This window comes from Nocardioides sp. Z13_37 (assembly GCF_058355585.1).
The window spans coordinates 46,092-65,723 of the sequence record NZ_JBZGDV010000011.1; the positions used below are offsets into that span (position 1 = coordinate 46,092).

The 19,632-nt window shown below is 73.5% G+C and carries 21 protein-coding genes; 15 read left to right on the plus strand and 6 right to left on the minus strand.

From position 1 onward, the window contains the following. The first annotated feature begins 101 nt into the window (after positions 1-101). From AC4H2S_RS19975 to AC4H2S_RS19990, 4 genes are all read left to right on the plus strand, one after another. Positions 102-647: a hypothetical protein gene (locus AC4H2S_RS19975; RefSeq protein WP_491498736.1), complete on the plus strand. Its 546-nt coding sequence runs from the start codon at positions 102-104 to the stop codon at positions 645-647. Between the two features lie 67 nt (positions 648-714). Further along, positions 715-978, plus strand: a complete 264-nt coding sequence (locus AC4H2S_RS19980; protein ID WP_186342677.1) for a phosphoribosyl-ATP diphosphatase — start codon at positions 715-717, stop codon at positions 976-978. A gap of 19 nt (positions 979-997) precedes the next feature. Continuing rightward, a complete protein-coding gene (gene hisG, locus AC4H2S_RS19985) occupies positions 998-1,843 on the plus strand; it encodes an ATP phosphoribosyltransferase (protein WP_491498737.1) in 846 nt (281 codons plus the stop codon). After that, on the plus strand, positions 1,827-2,315 hold the full coding sequence (locus AC4H2S_RS19990; RefSeq protein WP_491498738.1) for a PH domain-containing protein: 489 nt from the start codon (positions 1,827-1,829) through the stop codon (positions 2,313-2,315). The genes hisG and AC4H2S_RS19990 overlap by 17 nt, the downstream gene beginning before the upstream one ends. Here AC4H2S_RS19990 and AC4H2S_RS19995 read toward each other — a convergent pair. The 4 genes from AC4H2S_RS19995 to AC4H2S_RS20010 form a co-directional block, all read right to left on the minus strand. Beyond that, positions 2,312-3,229 (minus strand): aldose 1-epimerase family protein, encoded by a 918-nt coding sequence (locus AC4H2S_RS19995; RefSeq protein ID WP_491498739.1) that lies wholly within the window; start codon positions 3,227-3,229, stop codon positions 2,312-2,314. The genes AC4H2S_RS19990 and AC4H2S_RS19995 overlap by 4 nt on opposite strands. 81 nt (positions 3,230-3,310) lie before the next feature. Continuing rightward, positions 3,311-3,865 carry a uridine kinase family protein gene (locus AC4H2S_RS20000; protein ID WP_491498740.1) on the minus strand — a complete coding sequence of 185 codons (555 nt, stop codon included), beginning with the start codon at positions 3,863-3,865 and terminating at the stop codon, positions 3,311-3,313. Continuing rightward, the gene (locus AC4H2S_RS20005; protein ID WP_491498741.1) at positions 3,865-5,082 is read right to left on the minus strand and encodes an amino acid deaminase/aldolase; all 1,218 of its coding nucleotides are present in this window, start codon (positions 5,080-5,082) and stop codon (positions 3,865-3,867) included. The genes AC4H2S_RS20000 and AC4H2S_RS20005 overlap by 1 nt, the downstream gene beginning before the upstream one ends. Beyond that, positions 5,079-5,552, minus strand: a complete 474-nt coding sequence (locus AC4H2S_RS20010; protein WP_491498742.1) for a hypothetical protein — start codon at positions 5,550-5,552, stop codon at positions 5,079-5,081. The genes AC4H2S_RS20005 and AC4H2S_RS20010 overlap by 4 nt, the downstream gene beginning before the upstream one ends. Positions 5,553-5,598: 46 nt before the next feature. Here AC4H2S_RS20010 and AC4H2S_RS20015 point away from each other — a divergent pair, with 46 nt between their 5' ends. The 11 genes from AC4H2S_RS20015 to pheT all read left to right on the plus strand — a co-directional run bounded on the left by AC4H2S_RS20015 (position 5,599) and on the right by pheT (position 17,258). Continuing rightward, positions 5,599-6,165, plus strand: coding sequence for an SseB family protein (locus tag AC4H2S_RS20015; protein WP_491498743.1), 567 nt, complete (start codon positions 5,599-5,601; stop codon positions 6,163-6,165). A gap of 262 nt (positions 6,166-6,427) precedes the next feature. Further along, the gene (gene infC / locus AC4H2S_RS20020) at positions 6,428-7,153 is read left to right on the plus strand and encodes a translation initiation factor IF-3 (protein WP_491498744.1); all 726 of its coding nucleotides are present in this window, start codon (positions 6,428-6,430) and stop codon (positions 7,151-7,153) included. A gap of 112 nt (positions 7,154-7,265) precedes the next feature. Continuing rightward, positions 7,266-7,478, plus strand: coding sequence for a large ribosomal subunit protein bL35 (locus AC4H2S_RS20025; protein WP_056909573.1), 213 nt, complete (start codon positions 7,266-7,268; stop codon positions 7,476-7,478). A gap of 64 nt (positions 7,479-7,542) precedes the next feature. Continuing rightward, positions 7,543-7,929 carry a 50S ribosomal protein L20 gene (rplT, locus tag AC4H2S_RS20030; protein WP_491498745.1) on the plus strand — a complete coding sequence of 129 codons (387 nt, stop codon included), beginning with the start codon at positions 7,543-7,545 and terminating at the stop codon, positions 7,927-7,929. Between the two features lie 5 nt (positions 7,930-7,934). Further along, the gene (locus AC4H2S_RS20035) at positions 7,935-8,720 is read left to right on the plus strand and encodes a TrmH family RNA methyltransferase (protein WP_491498746.1); all 786 of its coding nucleotides are present in this window, start codon (positions 7,935-7,937) and stop codon (positions 8,718-8,720) included. Next, on the plus strand, positions 8,717-8,995 hold the full coding sequence (locus AC4H2S_RS20040; RefSeq protein WP_491498747.1) for a DUF4031 domain-containing protein: 279 nt from the start codon (positions 8,717-8,719) through the stop codon (positions 8,993-8,995). Before AC4H2S_RS20035 ends, AC4H2S_RS20040 begins: the two co-directional genes overlap by 4 nt. Before the next feature lie 23 nt (positions 8,996-9,018). Then, positions 9,019-10,107, plus strand: coding sequence for a sensor histidine kinase (locus AC4H2S_RS20045; RefSeq protein ID WP_491498748.1), 1,089 nt, complete (start codon positions 9,019-9,021; stop codon positions 10,105-10,107). 69 nt (positions 10,108-10,176) lie between these two features. After that, positions 10,177-10,887 (plus strand): response regulator transcription factor, encoded by a 711-nt coding sequence (locus tag AC4H2S_RS20050; RefSeq protein ID WP_491498749.1) that lies wholly within the window; start codon positions 10,177-10,179, stop codon positions 10,885-10,887. Next, positions 10,884-13,487 (plus strand): DUF4153 domain-containing protein, encoded by a 2,604-nt coding sequence (locus AC4H2S_RS20055; protein WP_491498750.1) that lies wholly within the window; start codon positions 10,884-10,886, stop codon positions 13,485-13,487. Before AC4H2S_RS20050 ends, AC4H2S_RS20055 begins: the two co-directional genes overlap by 4 nt. 155 nt (positions 13,488-13,642) lie before the next feature. Next, positions 13,643-14,755 (plus strand): phenylalanine--tRNA ligase subunit alpha, encoded by a 1,113-nt coding sequence (gene pheS, locus AC4H2S_RS20060; RefSeq protein ID WP_491498751.1) that lies wholly within the window; start codon positions 13,643-13,645, stop codon positions 14,753-14,755. A 16-nt stretch (positions 14,756-14,771) separates the two neighbouring features. Further along, complete coding sequence (pheT, locus tag AC4H2S_RS20065; RefSeq protein ID WP_491498752.1) at positions 14,772-17,258, plus strand: phenylalanine--tRNA ligase subunit beta; 2,487 nt, start codon at positions 14,772-14,774, stop codon at positions 17,256-17,258. Between the two features lie 66 nt (positions 17,259-17,324). Here pheT and AC4H2S_RS20070 read toward each other — a convergent pair whose 3' ends face one another. Next, a complete protein-coding gene (locus AC4H2S_RS20070) occupies positions 17,325-18,731 on the minus strand; it encodes a hypothetical protein (protein ID WP_491498753.1) in 1,407 nt (468 codons plus the stop codon). A gap of 79 nt (positions 18,732-18,810) precedes the next feature. Next, positions 18,811-19,614 carry a maleylpyruvate isomerase family mycothiol-dependent enzyme gene (locus tag AC4H2S_RS20075; RefSeq protein WP_491498754.1) on the minus strand — a complete coding sequence of 268 codons (804 nt, stop codon included), beginning with the start codon at positions 19,612-19,614 and terminating at the stop codon, positions 18,811-18,813. Positions 19,615-19,632: the final 18 nt, after the last annotated feature.

A 19,632-nucleotide genomic window follows, 5' to 3' on the forward strand; every position in this document is an offset into this window, starting at 1 on the left:
TCCGCACCACCTGCGGGAGCCCCTGAGGGCAGGTCGTCGTCGAGAGGACCCTCCGCGCCATACCCGGGATCACGGCTGCGTCGCGGCGCTAACCTCGCGACATGACTCCCCTCGGGATGGTCGCAGTCGGCCTGTGCCTGGTGCTCGTGGACTTCCGCTACAACGGGTTCGACCTGGTCCCGGACCTCGTCGGGTGGGGTGTCGTACTCAGCGGACTCGCCCGGCTAGCCTCCCGCAGCCCCTGGTTCACTGCTGCGGCGGTCGCGGCGTCGGGTGGGATCGTGCTGGGGCTGCCGCTGCTGGTTGCCGAGCCGGGGCCGATCCTGGGCGCCGTCGAGAGCGGGGTGATCGGCGTCATGGTGTTCGGCACCTGCACCGGCATCCGTGAGGTGGTGTCGAGCGAGCGCACGCGAAGCCACGCCGACGTGATCCGTTGGACCTGGCTCGTCCTAGCCCTCGTCGCGATGGCCGCCGGCCTGTTCTTCGGTCCGAGGGAGGTCACCGGGACTGCAGCCCTCGGGGTGGTCGTGGGCGTGGTGATCGCGCTGGGGCTCTTCGTGTGGTTGCTCGTCTTCCTGTGGACCACCCGCTGGGAACCGGCCCTGGGAACGTCGCGCGACGTGCCGCAGCCGGCCCCGGGACACTGAGCGTCCCAACCCCGGCATCCGGACCGGGCGGCGGGGCGCGCCGACGAGGGACCTAGGCTAAGGCCTCGTGAAGACGTTCGAGGAGCTGTGGGCGGAGCTGTCCGCCAAGGCCGAGGAGCGCCCCGAGGGGTCCGGCACGGTCCGCCAGCTCGATGCCGGGGTCCATGCGATCGGCAAGAAGCTCCTGGAGGAGGCCGCCGAGTCCTGGATGGCCGCCGAGCACGAGGGCAAGGACGCCACCGCCCTCGAGATCAGCCAGCTGCTCTACCACGCGCAGGTGCTGATGCTCGCCTCCGGCCTGACCCTCGACGACGTCTACGCCCACCTGTGAGAGCCCCGGTGACCTTCGCATGACCCTCCGCATCGCCATCCCCAACAAGGGATCGCTGTCCCAGGCAGCCACCGACATCCTCCGCGAGTCGGGCTACCGCCAGCGCACCGACTCCAAGGAGCTCGCGCTCGTCGACACCGAGAACGACGTCGAGTTCTTCTACCTCCGCCCGCGCGACATCGCGCTCTACGTCGGCGAGGGCACCCTCGACGCCGGCATCACCGGACGCGACCTCCTGCTCGACTCGGGCGCCAAGGCCGAGGAGGTCATGACGCTCGGCTTCGGCCGCTCGCGCTTCCACTTCGCCGGACCCGCGGGCCGCTACACCTCGCTGGCCGACCTGGAAGGGCTGCGGATCGCGACGTCGTACGTCGGCGTGGTCGAGGACTACCTGTTCCGCCACGGTGTCGCCGCGACGGTCACCCGCCTCGACGGCGCGGTCGAGACCAGCATCCAGCTCGGCGTCGCCGACGTGATCGCCGACGTCGTGGAGACCGGCTCGACGCTTCGCGCGGCCGGGCTGGAGACCTTCGGCGACGTCATCCTCGACTCCCAGGCCGTGCTCATCACGCGCGGCGGCGAGGTGCCCGACGACTTCGAGATCTTCCGCCGGCGGGTCGAGGGCGTCCTCGTGGCGCGCAGCTACGTGATGATGGATTACGACATCGAGGAGGAGCACCTCGACCGGGCCACCGAGCTGGCACCGGGCCGTGAGGGCCCCACGATCTCCCCGCTGGGCAAGCCGGGCTGGGTCGCCGTGCGCGTGATGGTGCCGCGGGCAGGGTCGCAGCGCCTGATGGACGAGCTCTGGTCGATCGGCGCCCGCGCGATCCTGCTGACGGACATCCATGCCTGCCGCCTCTGACGCCCGCGGGGGCCAGCCGCTCCCTGGCGACGCCGACCTGCCCCGCACGTGGCGCCCGATGGGCGTGCGCCTCGCCGTCGTCGGGTTCGGCCTGGTGCTGCTCGTGGTCTGCGCCGCCGCGTGGGTCGGGTTCGGTGACGAGACCCGCGCCAAGTTCAACATCCTCCAGCGGCTCACCCTCCTCGGGATGGGGGCGGGCTTCGGGGTGATCGGCTGGGCGCTGGGCCGGGCCCGGGTGACCGCCGAGCGCGCCGGCCTCGTGGTGGTCAACGGCTTCCGCACCCGGCGGCTCGCCTGGGAGCAGGTCGTCGCCGTGCACCTGCCGTCCGGCGCCCCGTGGGCCACGCTCGACCTCGCCGACGGCACCTCCGTCTCGGCGATGGCGTTCCAGGGCTCCGACGGCAAGCTCGCGCGCGACGGCGTGCGCGAGCTCCGCGCCCTGATCAACCGCGCGGGCTCCGAGGGGAGCTAGTCGGCCGACAGCACGGCCTGGATGCCCCACGACACCGACAGCTCGTCGCCCGGGGTGCCTGCCGGGGCGAGGACGGCCAGGTCGGTCCCGGAGTTGAACGCGTCGGCCGGCGCGGTCATCGGCTCCACCGCGAGCGCCGGACGCGACCCCTCGGCGGGCGGGGTGAACACCTGCAGCCAGCGGTGGTGCTCGTCGGCCCACAGCGCCACGCCCCGGCCGTCGGCCGGCTCCACCAGGGTCACCCGGACCCGCCCGTCGACGTGCTCGAGCCCGCCGAAGCCGTCGTCCAGCACCGCGTCGCCGACCCGGCGCCCCGACCTGAAGTCGTACGCCCCGCACGCGGGCTCGGTGCCGGTCGGGATCCTGCTCTCGTCGAGCAGCACCCGGGTCCGGGCCGGCATGGTCAGCTCGAGGTCCTCGACGGCGTCGCCGACGCAGAGGTAGGGGTGCGCCCCGCTGGCGTAGGGGGCGGGCTCGGCGGACAGGTTGGTGGCGGTCTGGGTGACCACGAGGCCGTCGGCCGACAGGTCGTAGAGGACGTGCAGGTCGAGCGCCCAGGGATAGCCGGTCTGCGCCATCAGGCGGTGCACGAGGGACACCGACGTGCCGGTGTGCTCCTCCACGGTCCACGGCGCCCACCGCACCAACCCGTGCGACGCGTTGCCGGTGGAGGGGTCGGTCAGGCCGAGCTGCAGCTGGCGCCCGCCGAACGCGTAGCGGCCCTCGCGGATCCGGTTGGGCCAGGGCATGAGGAGCTGGCCGCGACCGCCGCTCGACATCTCGGCGCGGTCGAAGCCGTGCACCAGGTCGCGGCCGTGGTGGTGCAGGACGCGCAGCGCCGCGCCTCCTTCGGTGACCACCGCGGTGTAGCCCGCTGCCGAGATCTCGTACTGCTCACCGCTGGGGAAGACCATGGCGGCCACCCTAGACAGCACGAGCGCCCGCAGCCGGCACCACCACGCGCGACGAGAGATGCGACGCCGTACGCGCTCGCGTCAGTCGGTGACGACCACGAGGTCGGCGTGGGAGCGGGTCTGGAGGCGGTCGTGCAGCACCTGCTCGTCGAGGCGCCACTGCTCCCACTGCGGGCGCATCGACTCCCCGTCGCGGGCGATGCCCCGGGCCAGGCGCACGTCGGAGGCCGCCTCGACCCACACCAGCAGGCCGACCAGGTCGGCGACCGCCGGCGACCACGACCCGACGCCCTCCAGCACCAGCAGGCCACCCGGCTCGACGACGTGCTCCTCGGCCCAGGCGTAGGCGTGCCAGTCCCACCGCCGCCAGCGGCCGGCGCGACCGGCGGCCAGCGGGCGCAGCAGGCCCTTGACGGTCACGGGGAGGCCGGGCAGGCCGGCCCAGCCCTCGAGCAGCTCGTCGCAGTGCACGACATGGGCACCGGCCACGACGCCGGCCAACGCCTCGGCCAGCGTGGTCTTCCCCGACCCGGCCGGGCCGTCGACGCACACCAGCCGGCCGGGGCCGAGCGTCGGCGGCGCCGCCTGCACCCGGTCGGCGACCACCCGGGCGACGGCCAGGGGGTCGGCCCCCATCAGAACGCCTGGTCGCAGCCGCGGTAGGACGGCACCACGTCGGTGACCGTCTCTCCGCGTACCAGGTGCACGTCGCGGACGTGCTCGAACAGCTCGCCGGACTTGGCGTGGCGGAACCAGACCAGGTCGCCGATCGCCAGCGTCGCCGCCGCGTCCCCGACCAGGGGCGTCTGCACCTCGCCGGCACCCTCCAGCGAGGTCAGCCGGAGCCCGGGCGGCGCCCAGGGCACGGGGGAGCGGTCGGCACCGGTCGCGCCGCTCGCGACGAGGCCGCCGCCGTGCACGGTGGCCGTCGTCGGATCCGGGCGGCGGGTGACGCGGAGGCCGAAGAACGCGGCCGGGCGCGGCTCGAAGGAGGCGTAGTGGTCGAAGATCCGCGGCACCAGCAGGCCGGAGCCGGCCGCGATCTCGGTGACGGCGTCGTCGGCGGCCGTGGCCTCCACGGATCCGGTGCCGCCGCCGTTCCAGAGCTCCAGGTCGACCAGCGGGGCCAGCGCGGCGGCGATCTCCCGGCGGCGCACCTCGAGCTGGGCCATGGACGCCTGCTTGAGCCTGCGGACGACCATCGACCGGGCCCGCTGCTCCGGCACGGTGTCCTGCACCCCGGCCACCTGGCCCTCGTAGGTCATCACGCCGACCAGCCGGAAGCCGTCGCGCTCGACCACGGTCCGGGCCAGGGCGACCACGTCGGCGGTGTCGAACAGCGGCGAGCGCTTGGGCCCGATGTGCCGCCCGCCGATCCGCAGGCCGGCGTCGACGTCGAGGGCGACGCGCACCGGCACCGCGCGCGAGGCGCGGGTCGCGTCGACGGCGTCGAGATGGGCCGGGTCGTCGACCATCAGGGTGATGGCGGCGGCCGCGGAGGGGGAGGAGGCCAGGCGCCGGAGTGCACTGGTGTCCACCGACGGGTAGGCCACCACGATGTCGTCGCTGACCCCCGTCTCGTGGAGCCACAGCGCCTCGGCGACGGTGTAGGCGAGCACGCCGGAGAAGCCGTCGTGGGCGAGGGCCCGCCGGATCAGCTCCGGCACCCGCAGCGACTTCGACGCGACCCGTATTGGCTTACCGCCGGCGCGCCGCACGAGGTCGGCGGCGTTGGCGTCGAAGGCGTCGAGGTCGACCACAGCGATCGGCGTCGGCGGCGGCTCGGGGAGCGTGCCCACCGCCGCGGTGAGCCGCGACCAGAGGCGGTTGCGCTCGACGAGCGGGTCGCTCACTCGATGCCGCGCTTGCGCAGCAGAGCCTCGATGTCGGCCAGCTCGTCGTCGACGACCGGCTGGGAGGTGCGACCGGGCCGGGTGGAGGACGCCTCGGGCAGCGAGGCCCGGCCTCCGGTGCGGTCCTTCGCCCCGCCGGTCCCGCTGGTCCCGCCGGCCTGGGCGCGGGCGAGCTGCCGGTCGCGGATGAAGCCGCTGACCACCCAGAGGACGAGTGCCAGGCCGGCCAGCCCGACGCCCGCCCAGGTGCGGACGTCGAAGACCAGGCTGGTCGCCCAGTCGGTCACCGACCCGGCGATGTCGACGACCATCTCGAGGGTGCCGGTCAGCCACGCGGCCGCGGGCAGGAGCGTGAATCCCATCGCGCGTAGCCCGTTGGCGGCCCCGCGGCGGCGGAACGCGATCCACGTCCAGATGGCACCCGCCACGGTGAGTGCGGCGGTCAGAGCGGCCCAGGTTGTCCCTTCCACGGGCCCAGAGTCCCACAACCGACCACACCTCCGGGAGAATGGCCGCGTGCACCACGACGACCGAGACCCCGCCGGCGCCCCCGAGCAGGCGCCGCTCGTGCGGACCATCCCCGACCCGGGCTTCGCCGACGACACCGGCGCCGGCGACCCGCGACTGGCCGGCCTGCTGGCCGCGCACGCCTCCGGGCAGGCCTCGTCGGGCGACGTGCTCACCGTCCTGCAGGACGCACGGCTGCTCGTCCCGGTCGTGGCGGTCCTCGGCGAGGTCGAGGTCGACGACTGGGGCCTGGCGCACGACAAGACCTCCGACATGGCCGCGGTGCTGGTCCGGGCCGCGGACGGGAGCACCGGCCTGCTGGCCTTCACCTCCACCGAGACGATGGGGCGCTGGGACCCGCAGGCGCGACCGGTGCCGGTCACGGCTGCCACCGCGGCGACCGCGGCCGTGCAGGACGGCGCCGAGGCGCTGCTGGTCGACCTCGCCGGCCCCGCGACGTACGTCGTCGACGGCGACGACCTCACCCGGCTGGCCGCCGGATGGCGGCTGGTCGCGATCGGCGACCACCCGGAGGGCAGGGCCGGGCACGGCTGGATTGGGCCCTCCACGGAATGATCGGCTACCCTTTCGTGTTGACCGATCAGTGACGCGCAGCACCACCGTGCGACACCGATCCCGCCAAGCGGAGTCGAGCACCACCCGTCTCCCACCCGCATCGATCGCCCTGCACCACAGATCGTCGGGTCCGGTCCAGTGACACAGCCGTCGTGAGACGGATGTGACCACCCCGCCTTCCCCTCGTGGGGGACGCGTCGTGACTGGCTCCCGCTTGGCAACAGCGGGAGCCACTGTTCATTTCCGGCCGGACCCACGACCGGTGCGACAGGGACTCCCATCCATCCGAACCACTGGAGGACCCATCAGCACCGAGCTGCGCATCAACGACCGGATCCGCGTACCCGAGGTCCGGCTCGTAGGACCCAACGGCGAAACCGTTGGCATCGTGCCGACCGACCAGGCACTCAAGCTGGCCCAGGAGGCCGACCTCGACCTCGTCGAGATCGCCCCGCAGGGACGCCCCCCGGTCTGCAAGCTCATGGACTACGGCAAGTTCAAGTACGAGAACGCCCAGAAGGCTCGTGAGGCGCGCCGCAACCAGACGAACGTGATCATCAAGGAGATGAAGCTTCGTCCGAAGATCGACTCGCACGACTACGAGACCAAGAAGGGTCACGTCGTGCGGTTCCTCGGCGCCGGCGACAAGGTCAAGATCACGATCATGTTCCGTGGTCGCGAGCAGCACCGCCCCGAGCTGGGCTTCCGGCTCCTCCAGAAGCTCGCGGAGGACGTGCAGGACCTCGGCTTCGTCGAGTCCTCGCCCAAGCAGGACGGGCGCAACATGACCATGGTCCTCGGCCCGCACAAGAAGAAGGCCGACGCCAAGATCGACGCCGAGGCCGCCCGCGCCACCAAGGAGCAGGCGCGTGCCGACCGCAAGGCCGAGGAGGACGCCGAGCGCGAGGCGGCCCACGCCGCCGGCCCGGTGGCCCAGAAGAAGGAGCGTGGCCGCTCCGAGAACCTGGACCCTGAGATCGAGGCCTGAGCGAAGCGAAGGGCTCGATCGAGCAGGTCGCGGCGAAGCCGTGACAACAGCCTGAGCACAGGCCGCTCACCCCAGCAGACCACGAAACACGCACAAGGAAGTTGAGGCAGACATGCCGAAGAACAAGACCCACTCGGGCGCGAAGAAGCGCTTCAAGGTGACCGGCTCGGGCAAGATCATGCGCCTGCAGGCCGGCCGCAAGTCCGGCGCTGCGTTCGCGTCCGCGCCGACGACGGGCAGCCGCAAGAAGCACCGCCGCAACGCCGGCATGGTCGAGCTCGAGCCCGGCGACGTCAAGCGCGCCAAGAAGATGCTCGGCATCTGAGCCTCACCCCTGGTGGCCCAGCCGCCGCCCGTCCTGATTTTCCCCCGCACCAAGGAGTAGCACCATGGCACGCGTCAAGCGCGCAGTGAACGCCCAGAAGAAGCGTCGTACCACCCTCGAGCGGGCCGCCGGTTACCGCGGCCAGCGCTCGCGGCTCTACCGCAAGGCCAAGGAGCAGGTCACCCACTCCCTGGTCTACAGCTACAACGACCGCCGCAAGAACAAGGGCAACTTCCGCAAGCTGTGGATCCAGCGCATCAACGCCGCTGCCCGCGCCAACGGGATGACCTACAACCGGTTCATCCAGGGCCTCGGCCTGGCCGGCATCGAGGTCGACCGCAAGATCCTCGCCGAGCTCGCCGTCCACGACGCCCCGGCCTTCGCCGCGCTCGTCGAGGCCGCCAAGGCCGCGCTGCCCGAGGACGTCAACGCGCCCAAGGTCTCCGCCTGAGCAACATGCAGCCCCTCTCCGCGAGCAACGCTCGCGTCAAGGAGGCTCGCAAGCTGAGCCGCCGTTCGGTACGCACCGAGCGGCGGCTCTTCCTTGCCGACGGGCCCAAGGCGGTCGAGGGCGCGCTCGGCGTGGACGGCTGCGTCGTGGAGGTGTTCGCCACCTCCGCCGCGCTCGCGCACCACGCCGCGCTCCTCGAGTCCGCTCCGGTCACCCTGGTCGACGAGCGGGCCCTCGCCTCGGTGTCCGACTCGGTGTCACCGGCCGGCGTGGTGGCGGTGTGCCGCCACATCGACGCCCCCCTCGAGCACGTCATCGCCGCGTCGCCCCGCCTGCTGGCCATCTGCGCCGACGTACGCGACCCGGGCAACGCCGGCACCGTGATCCGCACCGCCGACGCGGCCGGTGCGGACGCCGTCGTGCTTGCCGGGCAGTCGGTCGACGCCTACAACCCCAAGACGGTGCGCAGCACGGTGGGCAGCCTGTTCCACCTGCCGTTCGCGGTCGAGCACGACGCGGCCGCCGCGGTCCGGGCGGCGCAGGCACGCGGCCTGACGGTGCTCGCCGCCGACGGCGCGGGCGATGTCGACCTCTTCGACGCGGACCTCGCCGGACCCACCGCGTGGCTCTTCGGCAACGAGGCCTGGGGCCTGCCCGAGGAGCTGGCCGCCCTGTCCGACCACCGCGTCGCCATCCCGATCCACGGCCGGGCCGAGAGCCTCAACCTCTCGACCGCCGCCGCGGTCTGCCTCTACGCCAGCGCGCGCGCCCAGCGAGGCAAGCGGCCGTGATCCTCATCGACCCGCCCGCCGTCCCGCGCTGGGACCGACTGTGGTCGCACCTGGCCAGCGACACCTCCTACGACGAGGTGCACGCGTTCGCCGCCGTCCACGGCGTCCCGGCCCAGGGCTGGGACCGCGACCACTACGACGTCCCGGCCGACGCGTACGACGCGCTGGTCGCCGCAGGCGCCCTGCCGGTCTCCTCCCGCGAGCTGGCGCTCGCGCTGCGCGCGGCCGGGCTGCGCCGGCCCAAGCCGGCGGCGCGTGGCGGCCGCGACCGCTGACGCTGCGCGGCTAGGGTGCGCAGGTGTCCGCCGACCAGAACGCGCCAGGCCACCGGGTCGTCTCGGCCCGCCCGAGCCGGCTGCGGGAGCTCGCCGACTTCTACCCCGACGGCATCCTGGGCGCGAGCCGCACGGGTGAGGTGACGCTCCTCAACGCGCAGGGCGCCGCACTGCTCGGTGTCGACGCCGAGCAGGCGCGCGGCCTCCCGCTGTCCGACGTGCTGCGACTGCTCGACCAGGACGGGCGCACGTGGCTCGACGTCAACCGGCCGTTCGACGCCATCTCCATCACCCGCGGCGTGCCTGAGCAGTCCTGGCTCAACGCCGGTGGCGACGAGGTGCTCACCACCGCGCGGCTGGTGCGCGAGGGCAGGCTCGGCCCCGTCGTCGGGATCGCCGTCGGGCTGCGCAGCGGGAGGGGAAGGGCCCGCCTCGACCGCGACCGCTCCGACCTGGTCGCGACCGTCGCCCACGAGCTCCGCTCGCCGCTGACCGGCGTGAAGGGCTTCGTGCAGGCGCTGCTCAACCGCTGGGACAAGCTCAGCGACGACCAGCGCAAGCTGATGCTGACCACCGTCAACGCCGACGCCGACCGGCTCGCGCGACTGATCGCCGAGCTGCTCGACGTGGCGCGCATCGACACCGGCCGGCTCCAGCTCTACCCGCGCGAGGTCTCGGCGGAGCTGCTGGTGGGCCGCGTCGTCGACTCGATCGAGGCAGGCACGTCGCGCGCGATCACCCTCGAGGCGGCGCCCGGCCTGCCCGAGGTCTTCGCCGACCCGGACAAGTTCACCCAGGTCGTCACCAACCTCGTGGAGAACGCGGTCCGTCACGGCCAGGGCCAGGTCCGGGTCAGCCTCGACGCCTCCGGCACCCTCGACGGCGTCCGGATCACCGTCGACGACGAGGGCGACGGCATCCCGGCCGAGCTGCGACGCCGGGTCTTCACCAAGTTCTGGACCACCGGCGACGCCGGCGGCAGTGGGCTGGGCATGTACATCGTCGGCGGGCTCTCCCGGGCCCACGGCGGCTGGGTCACCATCGACGACGCGCCCGGCGGCGGCGCGCGCGTGATGGTCGACTGGCCGCGCGAGGATCACCGTCCCGACTGACGCCCACCTCCACACAACCTTCACGAGTCGTCCCCGGTCTCGACCCGCCCGCGCTCCTAGGGTCGAGCCATGACGCCTGCCACCACTTCGAGGACCGCCCTGGTGGTCGAGGACGACCGCACCATCAACGACGCGCTGGCCCAGCGCCTGCGCGCCGAGGGGTACACCGTCGAGCAGGCGTTCGACGGCCCCTCCGCGGTCGACCTCGCCGCCACCGCGCGGCCTGACGTCGTGCTGCTCGACGTGATGCTCCCGGGATTCGACGGCCTCGAGGTGTGCCGCCGGATCCAGGCGGCGCGACCGGTGCCGGTGCTGATGCTCACTGCGCGCGACGACGAGGCCGACGTCCTCGTCGGGCTCGGGGTGGGGGCCGACGACTACCTCACCAAGCCCTTCTCGATGCGCGAGGTCGTCGCCCGGGTCGCCGCCCTGCTGCGGCGCGTCGAGCGCGCGGCCGCGCTCGCAGACGAGCGGCCCTCGGCCCTCGACGTGGGCGCGGTGCGCATCGACCCGGGCACCCGGCGTACGACGGTCGCGGGCGAGCCGGTGCACCTCACGCCGACCGAGTTCGACCTGCTCCTGTGCCTGGCGCGGACGCCCGGCCAGGTGCTGAGCCGCGAACGGCTCCTGCGCGAGGTCTGGGACTGGGGCGACGCCTGGGCGAGCGCCAGCGCGACGCGCACCGTCGACAGCCACGTCAAGGCGCTGCGCAGCAAGGTGGGGGCGGCGCGGATCCGCACCGTCCACGGCGTCGGCTACGCCCTCGAGGTGCTGCCGTGAGCGGGTGGCTCGACACCGTCTCCAGCCTCAAGGTCAAGCTGGGCCTGCTGGTGGTCGCGTCGGTCGTCACCGCCGTCCTGCTCACCCTGCTCGGCTCGGCCGCCGGCGTCTCGCCGTTCCTCGTGCTGCCCGTGAGCGTCGCCCTCGCGCTCGGGGTCACCCAGCTGCTCGCCGCCGGGATGGTCGCGCCGCTGCGCCGGATGACGGAGGTGTCGCGGGCGATGGCGCGCGGCGACTACACCGGTCGCGTGCGGACGAGCGCCACCGACGAGGTCGGCCAGCTCGCCCACGCGTTCAACCGCATGGCCGAGGACCTCGCGACGGTCGACCGCGAGCGCCGCGACCTCATCGCCACCGTCTCCCACGAGCTGCGCACCCCGCTCACCGCCATGACCGCGCTCCTCGAGAACCTCGCCGACGGCGTCGTGCCCGCCGACCCCCCGCACCTCGCTGCGGCGCTGGAGGAGGCCCAACGCCTCGGCCGGCTCGTCGAGGACCTGCTCCAGCTCTCCCGGCTCGAGGCGGGGGTGGTCGACCTCGACCGTCAGGACGTCGCGCTGCGCGCACTCGTCGCGGACTCGGCGGCCCAGGTGCGCGCCGCCGGCCGGAGCGGGGACTTCATGATCGACCTCGCCGAGGGCCTCGTCGTGCCCGGTGACCCCGCCCGGCTGCGCCAGCTCGTGACCAACTTGCTGGACAACGCGGCGCGCCACGCCCCGGCCGAGACGTCCGTGCGGGTCACCGGCGGGACCACGGACGACACCTGGTGGCTCGAGGTCGTCGACGCCGGCGGGGGAGTGGCCCCCGAGGACCGCGAGCGCGTCTTCGAGCGCTTTGGCACCGACGACGGCGGCGGCACCGGCCTCGGGCTCGCGGTGGCGCGGTGGGTGGCCCAGCTCCACGGCGGCACGCTGCGCTTCCTCGACCCCGAGACGGGCGAGGGCTCGCGGCTCCGGCTCGAGGTGCCCACCGCGCCGTCCCCGTCCGCGATGCCGTCCCCGTCGGCGTCATCCGAGGCCGCCCCCGTGCGGGCCGCGACCAACTCGGCGCACCAGCCGGCACCGCTCGCTGATCCGGACCGGCCGCAGCCGGGACTCGACGCGCTCTTCGGTCGCTTCTGGCCCGAGCGCGGCGCCCCGCACGGCCTGCTCACCGTGGCCGCCGCCGCGGGTGCCGGACTGGTCGCGGGCGTCGCCCTCTCCTTCACCGCGGTGGGCGTCTCGTGGACGCTGGTCGCCGTCGTGTGCGGCGCCGCGGCGCTGGCCACCGCCCGCCGGCGTCGCGAGCCGTGGACGCTGGCCTGCGCCGCGCTCGCGCTCCTGCTCGTGCTCCCGATGACCCTGCTCGACGCCTGGTGGATCCAGATGCTCGGCCTCGTCGCGGCCACGGCGGTGTTCCTGTGCGGGGTCACCGGTGCGCGCACGCTGCCCGGGTTCGTGCTGACCGGCGTCGCGTGGCCGCTGGCGTCGTTGCGCGGCCTGCCCTGGTTCGGGCGGACGCTGCGCATCGCCGGCACCGGCTCGCGCACCCCCGCCGTCGTGCGTACGACGGTGTGGTCCCTGCTCGGCCTCGGCGTCTTCGGCACGATCTTCGCCAGCGCCAACCCGGTCTTCGGGTCGTGGGTCGACCAGCTCGTGCCCAACCTGACCTTCAACGACCTCGTCGGGCGGGCGTTCCTGGCCTGCTTCGTCTTCGCCGCCACCCTCGGCGCGGCCTACCTCGCGCACAACCCGGCCGACGTCGAGGTGCTCTCCGGACGCCGGCCGGCAGCCTTGGCCAACCGGTTCGAGTGGCTGGTGCCGGTGCTCGTCGTCGACGCCGTGTTCGTCGCGTTCATCGCCGCGCAGGCGCGGGCCCTCATCGGCGGACGCGACTACATCGAGGCGACGACCGGCCTCACCTACGCCGACTTCGTGCACCAGGGCTTCGGCCAGCTCACCCTCGCCACGGCGCTGACCGTGCTGGTGGTGTGGGTCGCCTCGCGGCGCGCGGGCGACACCGCCCCGGACCGCCGCTGGCTGCGCGGCTCCCTCGGCCTGCTGTGCGCGCTCACCCTCCTCGTGGTCGCCTCCGCGCTGCGCGGGATGAGCTTCTACCAGGACGCCTACGGCTTCACCACGCTGCGCGTCTTCGTCGACGTCTTCGAGGGGTGGCTCGGGTTCGTGGTGCTGTCCATCATGGTCGGCGGGGTCACCGGGCTCGGTCGCTGGCTGCCCAGGGTCGCCCTGGCCTCCGGCGCGGTCGCACTCATCGGCCTGGCCGCGATCAACCCCGACGCGTGGGTCGCGGGACGCAACCTCGACCGCTACGAGGCGACCGGCGACCTGGACCTCCGTTACCTCCAGGACCTCTCCGCCGACGCCGCCCCCGTGATCGCCGAGCGACTGCCCGCCGACGTGGCCCGCTGCGTGCTGGAGCTCCTGCCGCTCAACGGGCTGTCGGTCGAGGTCGTCGACGACCCGCGTGCCTGGAACCTCGGGCGCGAACGCGCCGAGCACACGCTGCGCGACCTCGGGCTGGTCGGTGCCTCGGGCCAGCCCGCCGGCGGCTCCGCCGGGGGCGACGAGTGCGCCGCCGTGTGGAGCGCCTTCGAGGAGTAGCATCGTCGTCGTGCCCACGAGCCTGCGATTTCCCCGCCCCGGACCTGTTCCGTCGGGCAGCTGACGCCACCGGGTCCGGGGAGTCCCCGTCCGACCCGACGCTCGTCCACTTCTAGACTCTGCGGCGAACTGATGACGCCGCGCGAAAGGGAGCCATGTCCGGCCCCAACACCGACTACGACCCTGTCGAAGTGACCCCGCTCAAGGCCGACCAGGTCGAGGCGATGCGCGAGGCGGCCCTTGCCGCCATCGCGGACGCCGCCGACCTCGACGCGCTCAAGCAGGTCCGCCTCGACCACGCCGGCGACCGCTCGCCCCTGGCCCTCGCCAACCGCGAGATCGGCGCGCTCCCGCCGCAGGCGCGCAAGGAGGCGGGCCAGCGCGTGGGCCAGGCCCGCGGCGCGGTCAACCAGGCCCTCGCGGCCCGCCAGGCCGTGCTCGAGGCCGAGCACGAGGAGCGGATGCTGGTCGAGGAGACCGTCGACGTCACCCTGCCGACCACGCGTCGGCGCCGCGGCGGCCGGCACCCCCTGACCCTGCAGTCCGAGCTCATCGCCGACCTGTTCGTGGCCATGGGCTACGAGGTCGCGGAGGGCCCGGTCGTGGAGGCCGAGTGGCTCAACTTCGACGCCCTCAACCTCGGTCCCGACCACCCTGCCCGCACCATGCAGGACACGTTCTGGACCGAGCCCGCCGACGACCACGTCGTGCTGCGCACACAGACCTCGCCCGTCCAGGCGCGCACGATGCTGACCCGCACGCCGCCCATCTACGTCGTGTGCCCGGGACGGGTGTTCCGCACCGACGAGTACGACGCGACGCACTCGCCGATGTTCCACCAGGTCGAGGGCCTCGTCGTCGACGAGGGCATCACGATGGCCCACCTCAAGGGCACGCTCGACCACTTCGCCTCCCAGCTGTTCGGCGACGGGATCACGACCCGGTTCCGGCCGTCCTACTTCCCGTTCACCGAGCCCTCGGCCGAGGTCGACGTCCGCTGCTTCGTGTGTCGCGGCTCCGGCCTCGACGAGAGCGGCTCCGCCTCGTGCCGCACCTGCCGGGGCGAGGGCTGGATCGAGTGGGGCGGCTGCGGCGTGGTCAACCCGCGCGTGCTCGTCGCCTGCGGCGTGGACCCGGAGGTCTACAGCGGCTTCGCCTTCGGGATGGGCATCGACCGGTCGTTCATGTTCCGCCACGGGCTGGAGGACCTGCGCCCCCTCTTCGAGGGCGACGTCCGGTTCAGCAGCGCGTTCGGCACCGAGATCTGAGAGGGGAGAGCGAGCGATGAAGGCACCCCTGTCCTGGATCCTGGACCACGTCGACGTTCCCGCCGGCACCACCACCGAGGAGATCACCGACCGGCTGACGCTGACCGGGCTCAAGCTCGAGGCGATCGTCAGCCCCGGACGCGAGATCACCGGCCCGCTGGTCATCGGCCGCGTGCTCACGATGGAGCCGGAGCCGCAGAAGAACGGCAAGACCATCAACTGGTGCACCGTCGACGTCGGCGACGCCAACGGCACCGGTGAGCCGCAGGGCATCGTCTGCGGAGCACACAACTTCAAGCCCGGCGATCTCGTCGTCACGGTGCTGCCCGGCGGCGTGCTGCCCGGCGGCTTCGAGATCGGGGCGCGCAAGACCTACGGCCACCTGTCCGCGGGGATGATCTGCTCAGCCCGCGAGCTCGGCCTCGGCGAGGACCACGACGGCATCATCGTGCTGCCCGAGGACGCCGGCGCCCCCGGCGACGACGTCCGGGCGGTGCTCGGGCTCGACGAGGAAGTCATCGAGTTCGAGATCAACCCCGACCGGGCCTACGCCCTGTCGGTGCGCGGCATCGCCCGCGAGGTGCTGGTCTCCGTCGAGGGCGCCAGCAACTTCCGCGACCCCGCGATCCGCGACACTCCTGCCGCCAACGACCAGGGCCACCCGGTCGTCGTGGAGGACGCCGAGGGCTGCCCGGTCTTCGTCGCCCGCCGCGTCGACGGCGTCGACCCGTCCGCGCCGACGCCCGACTTCATGGTGCAGCGCATCACCGCCGCCGGCATGCGGCCCATCTCGCTGGCCGTCGACATCACCAACTACGTGATGCTCGAGACCGGCCGGCCGATCCACGGCTACGACGCCGACCGGGTGCAGGGCGCGCTCGTCCTACGCCGTGCCCGCGAGGGCGAGCGGCTGACCACCCTCGACGGGACGTCCCGCACGCTCGACCCCGGCGACCTCGTGGTCACCGACGACTCCGGCATCATCGGCCTCGGCGGCGTCATGGGAGGCGAGACGACCGAGATGTCGAGCACCACCACGTCGGTGCTCGTCGAGGCGGCCCACTGGGACGCCGTGTCGATGTTCCGCACCGGCCGCCGGCACCGGATCACCTCCGAGGCGGGCAAGCGCAACGAGCGCGGCGTCGACCCGACGATCTGCGAGGCCGCGGCCGACCGCGTCGTCGAGCTGCTCGTCGAGCACGGCGGCGGCACGGCCCACCCCGGCGTCACCGTCGTCGGCACCCCGCCGGCGATGCCGGTCGTTGACGTGCCCGGCGACCTGGCCGCCCGCGTGTCCGGGATGGACATCAGCGAGGAGCGCGCCGTCGAGTGCCTGCGCGCCGTCGGCTGCGAGGTCGAGGGGAGCGGCACCCTGGCGGTCACCCCGCCGCCGTGGCGTCCCGACCTCACCGACGCGCAGGACTTCTCCGAGGAGGTCATCCGCCTCGTCGGCTACGACCGCGTGCCGTCGGTGCTGCCGACGCCCCCGTCGGGCCGCGGGCTGACCCGGCCCCAGCAGCTGCGCCGGCGGATCGGCCGCACCCTCGCCGGCGAGGGCTACGTCGAGGTGGTGAGCTTCCCGTTCGTGGGCGAGGCCGACCTCGACGCGCTGGGCCTGCCCGCCGACGACCCGCGTCGCGACCTGCTGCGGCTGTCCAACCCCCTCAACGCCGAGGCCGCGTTCATGACCTCGACCCTGCTTCCCGGCGTGCTGCGCGCGGCGGGCCGCAACGTCGGGCACGGCACGAGCGACCTGGCCCTGTTCGAGACCGGCACGGTCACCCTGCCGCGCCACGCCGGTCCGGCGGCGATCCTGCCGGTCGACCGCCGCCCGAGCGCCGAGGAGTTCGCGGCGCTCGACGCCGCGCTGCCGGCACAGCCGCTGCACCTCGCGGTCGTCGCCAGCGGTGACGCCGTGTCCGGCGGCTGGTGGGGCCCCGCGCGACCCGTGTCGTGGTCCGACGCCGTCGAGGCGGTGCGCGCCGTCGCGGCGGCGCTCGGCCTCGAGGTGACCGCGACGGCCGCCGAGGTCGCCCCGTGGCACCCCGGTCGCTGCGCCGAGCTGTCCGTGGCGGGCGAGGTGGTCGGCCACGCCGGCGAGCTGCACCCGAAGGTCTGCCAGGCGTTCGGGCTGCCCGCCCGCACGGTCGCCGCGGAGGTCGACCTCGACGTGCTGATCGCCCGGTCGGTCCACCTGCGGCAGGCGCCCGTCTTCTCGTCGTACCCGGTCGCGAAGGAGGACGTGGCGCTCGTCGTCGACGCCTCCGTCCCGGCTGCCGACGTCGAGGCGGCGCTGCGCGAGGGAGCGGGCGAGCTGCTCGAGTCGCTCCGGCTCTTCGACGTCTACACCGGCGACCAGGTGGGCGAGGGCAGGAAGTCGCTGGCCTACGCCCTGCGCTTCCGGGCGCCCGACCGCACGCTCAAGGAGGGCGAGGCGGCCACGGCCCGCGACGCCGCGGTCGCGCACGCCGCGGAGCGCACCGGCGCCGTCCAGCGCGCCTGATCAGCGCTCATCGACACGCACAGTGGGCCTTGAGTCTCCTGGAGACTCAAGGCCCAGTGCGCACGATCAGCGGCTCTCGCAGGTACGCCGTACCTCGGCCGAGCAGCGGTCTCGGCCCTGGTGCCCGTTGGCCTTGTCCCGGCCCGGACCGCCGATGATCTCGTCGCCGCGCCCGCCGCCGAAGAGGGTGTCGTTCCCGGGGCCGCCGAGCAGCCGGTCGCGCGCCTGCGACCCGACGAGGCGGTCCGCGCCGGGCCCGCCCGCCAGGACAACAGGGCGCTCGCCTCGTAGGGTGCCCGAGGCGGTGGCGTTGAGGACGTCGTCGCCACCGCGACCGCGGACGCGGATCCGCTGGCTGGCCACGACCTTGATCTTCTCGTCGGCGGCGCTGCCCACGACCCTCACGTCACCACCCTTGAGCAAGAGGTCCTCGAAGTCGTCGAAACGGAAGGAGTGCCGCACGGCGTCGCCCACCGCGACGCACGAGAAGGTGCCGCCGACCCGGACGCTGGCGGTCGAGCAGGCATTGCCGGAGTAGCTGTCGCGACCGGGCCCACCCGTCACCCTCCCGCTTCCCATCGAGTAGAGCGCGAGGTGGTCGTCTCCTCCGCCCATCGAGATCACGCGTCGTCCGCCGGTCGTCCGGGACGCGAGCACCAACGTCTCGGCGGCGTCGGTGCCGGTGAAGCTCTGCTCCCGCGTGTGGACCCCGACCTCGTAGTGGGCGATCGACCCCGCCCAGCGCAGCACCGTCCGGCCGTCGACGATCGCGGCGCGGGCGGGGCCCGAGACCATCGTCGAGGTGCCCTGCCAGCCGGGGTGCACGGCCAGGGTGTTGTCGCCGGTCCCGACATCGAGCGTGCCCGCGCCGCGCCGCTCGCCAGCCCACTCGACGGTGTCGTCACCGGTGCCGGTGAGCACCGTGTCGTTGTTCGTCGCACCGGGCGTCGTGGTGCCGGAGTGGACGACGTCGTCTCCGCCGCGGGTGTCGATCACGTCGACCTCCACGTCGAGCGAGCCCTCGACGCTTCCCGTCTCCCGGACGCCGGCGTAGACGGTCTCGTGGAACGGGGACGCCTGCGGGTTTGACGGGATGACGGCGTCGAGTCCGACGTAGGAGTCGGCGCCCGTGCCGAGGATGATGGTGTACCAGACGTCCTCGGCGTCGGTGCTCTCGTTGACGACGTCGTCGTCGCCCGCGCCTGCATCCACGGTCACGTTGCGCATCCCACCCTCGGGAGCGGCGACGATGCAGATCGTGTCGTTGCCTCCGAGCCCCTGCGCTGTCACGCCCGGCTGCGGGACGACCACCATGACGTCGTCGCCCTCCGTCCCGGTGCTCCCCACGACCGTTGCCGGCTTGCCCTGGCAGGTGATCGTCGGCGCACCGTGCGCCGGGGCGCCGGTCGTGACCGGCGCGCCGACGATGGCGGTGGCGAGGGCCGCGACGGCGGTCTTGAGTGCTCTTCGCATTGAGGTGTCTTTCCGTGGTGTCTGATGAGGGCGACGAGGGAGACGCAGCCGACCCCCGATTGGTTGTGGCCGGGCGCGTTCAGTTGATCGGCGACCCCACGACGGCGGTGAAGCGTCGGTGCACCTCGCCGTCGCCGGCGACGGACACCTCCGCGTCGTCGGCGCGGTGCCACAGCCACAGGTCGAGGAGCCCGGCCGGTCCGTCGACCACCACGTCGGGCTCGACGTCCGCGTCGTCGGGGGCGGGGACGACGTGGAAGTCGTCCTCGTCGGCGTACGACGCGCCGCTGTCGGGGTCGGTGCCGGCGAACACCCCGAACCGCAGCCAGAACGACTCGCCGGTGTCGGTCACGTCGACGCGGACCAGGCTCTCGCCGGGCGTCCAGCTGCCCCACGCCGGCATCCCGCCGTACATCACGTCGAGGCACTCGTGGACGCCGTCGGCGGCGAGCACCGGATCGAGCTCGCTCGCCACGCCGGCCGCCTGCTCGGCGTCGACGCGGTGCACCAGCGCCTCGTGCGCCTGGCGACGGAGGATGAAGCCGACGGTGTGGTCGCTCGACCAGTTCCAGGCCTCCTCCGAGGGGTCGGCGGCCGCGAGCGCGTCCGCGAGGTCGCGTGACCACTCGTCGAAGACCTCGAGCAGGCCGTCGTACGACTCGGGGCGGGGCGGGTCGACCTCCTCGGGTCGTGCGGGGCGGGCGCGCACCACCTCGGCCCACCAGTGCTGGACCGTGGCCAGGTGCCACAGCAGGTCGGCGGCGTCCCAGTCGGGGCACGCCGGCACCCGGGCCGAGGGGTCGCACGCGGCGAGCACCTCGCGGAAGCGGGCGGACTCCGAGCGGAGGTGGTCGAGGTAGGTCTCTGGCGCCAGACGGGTCATCCCGGCACGCTAGGCGAC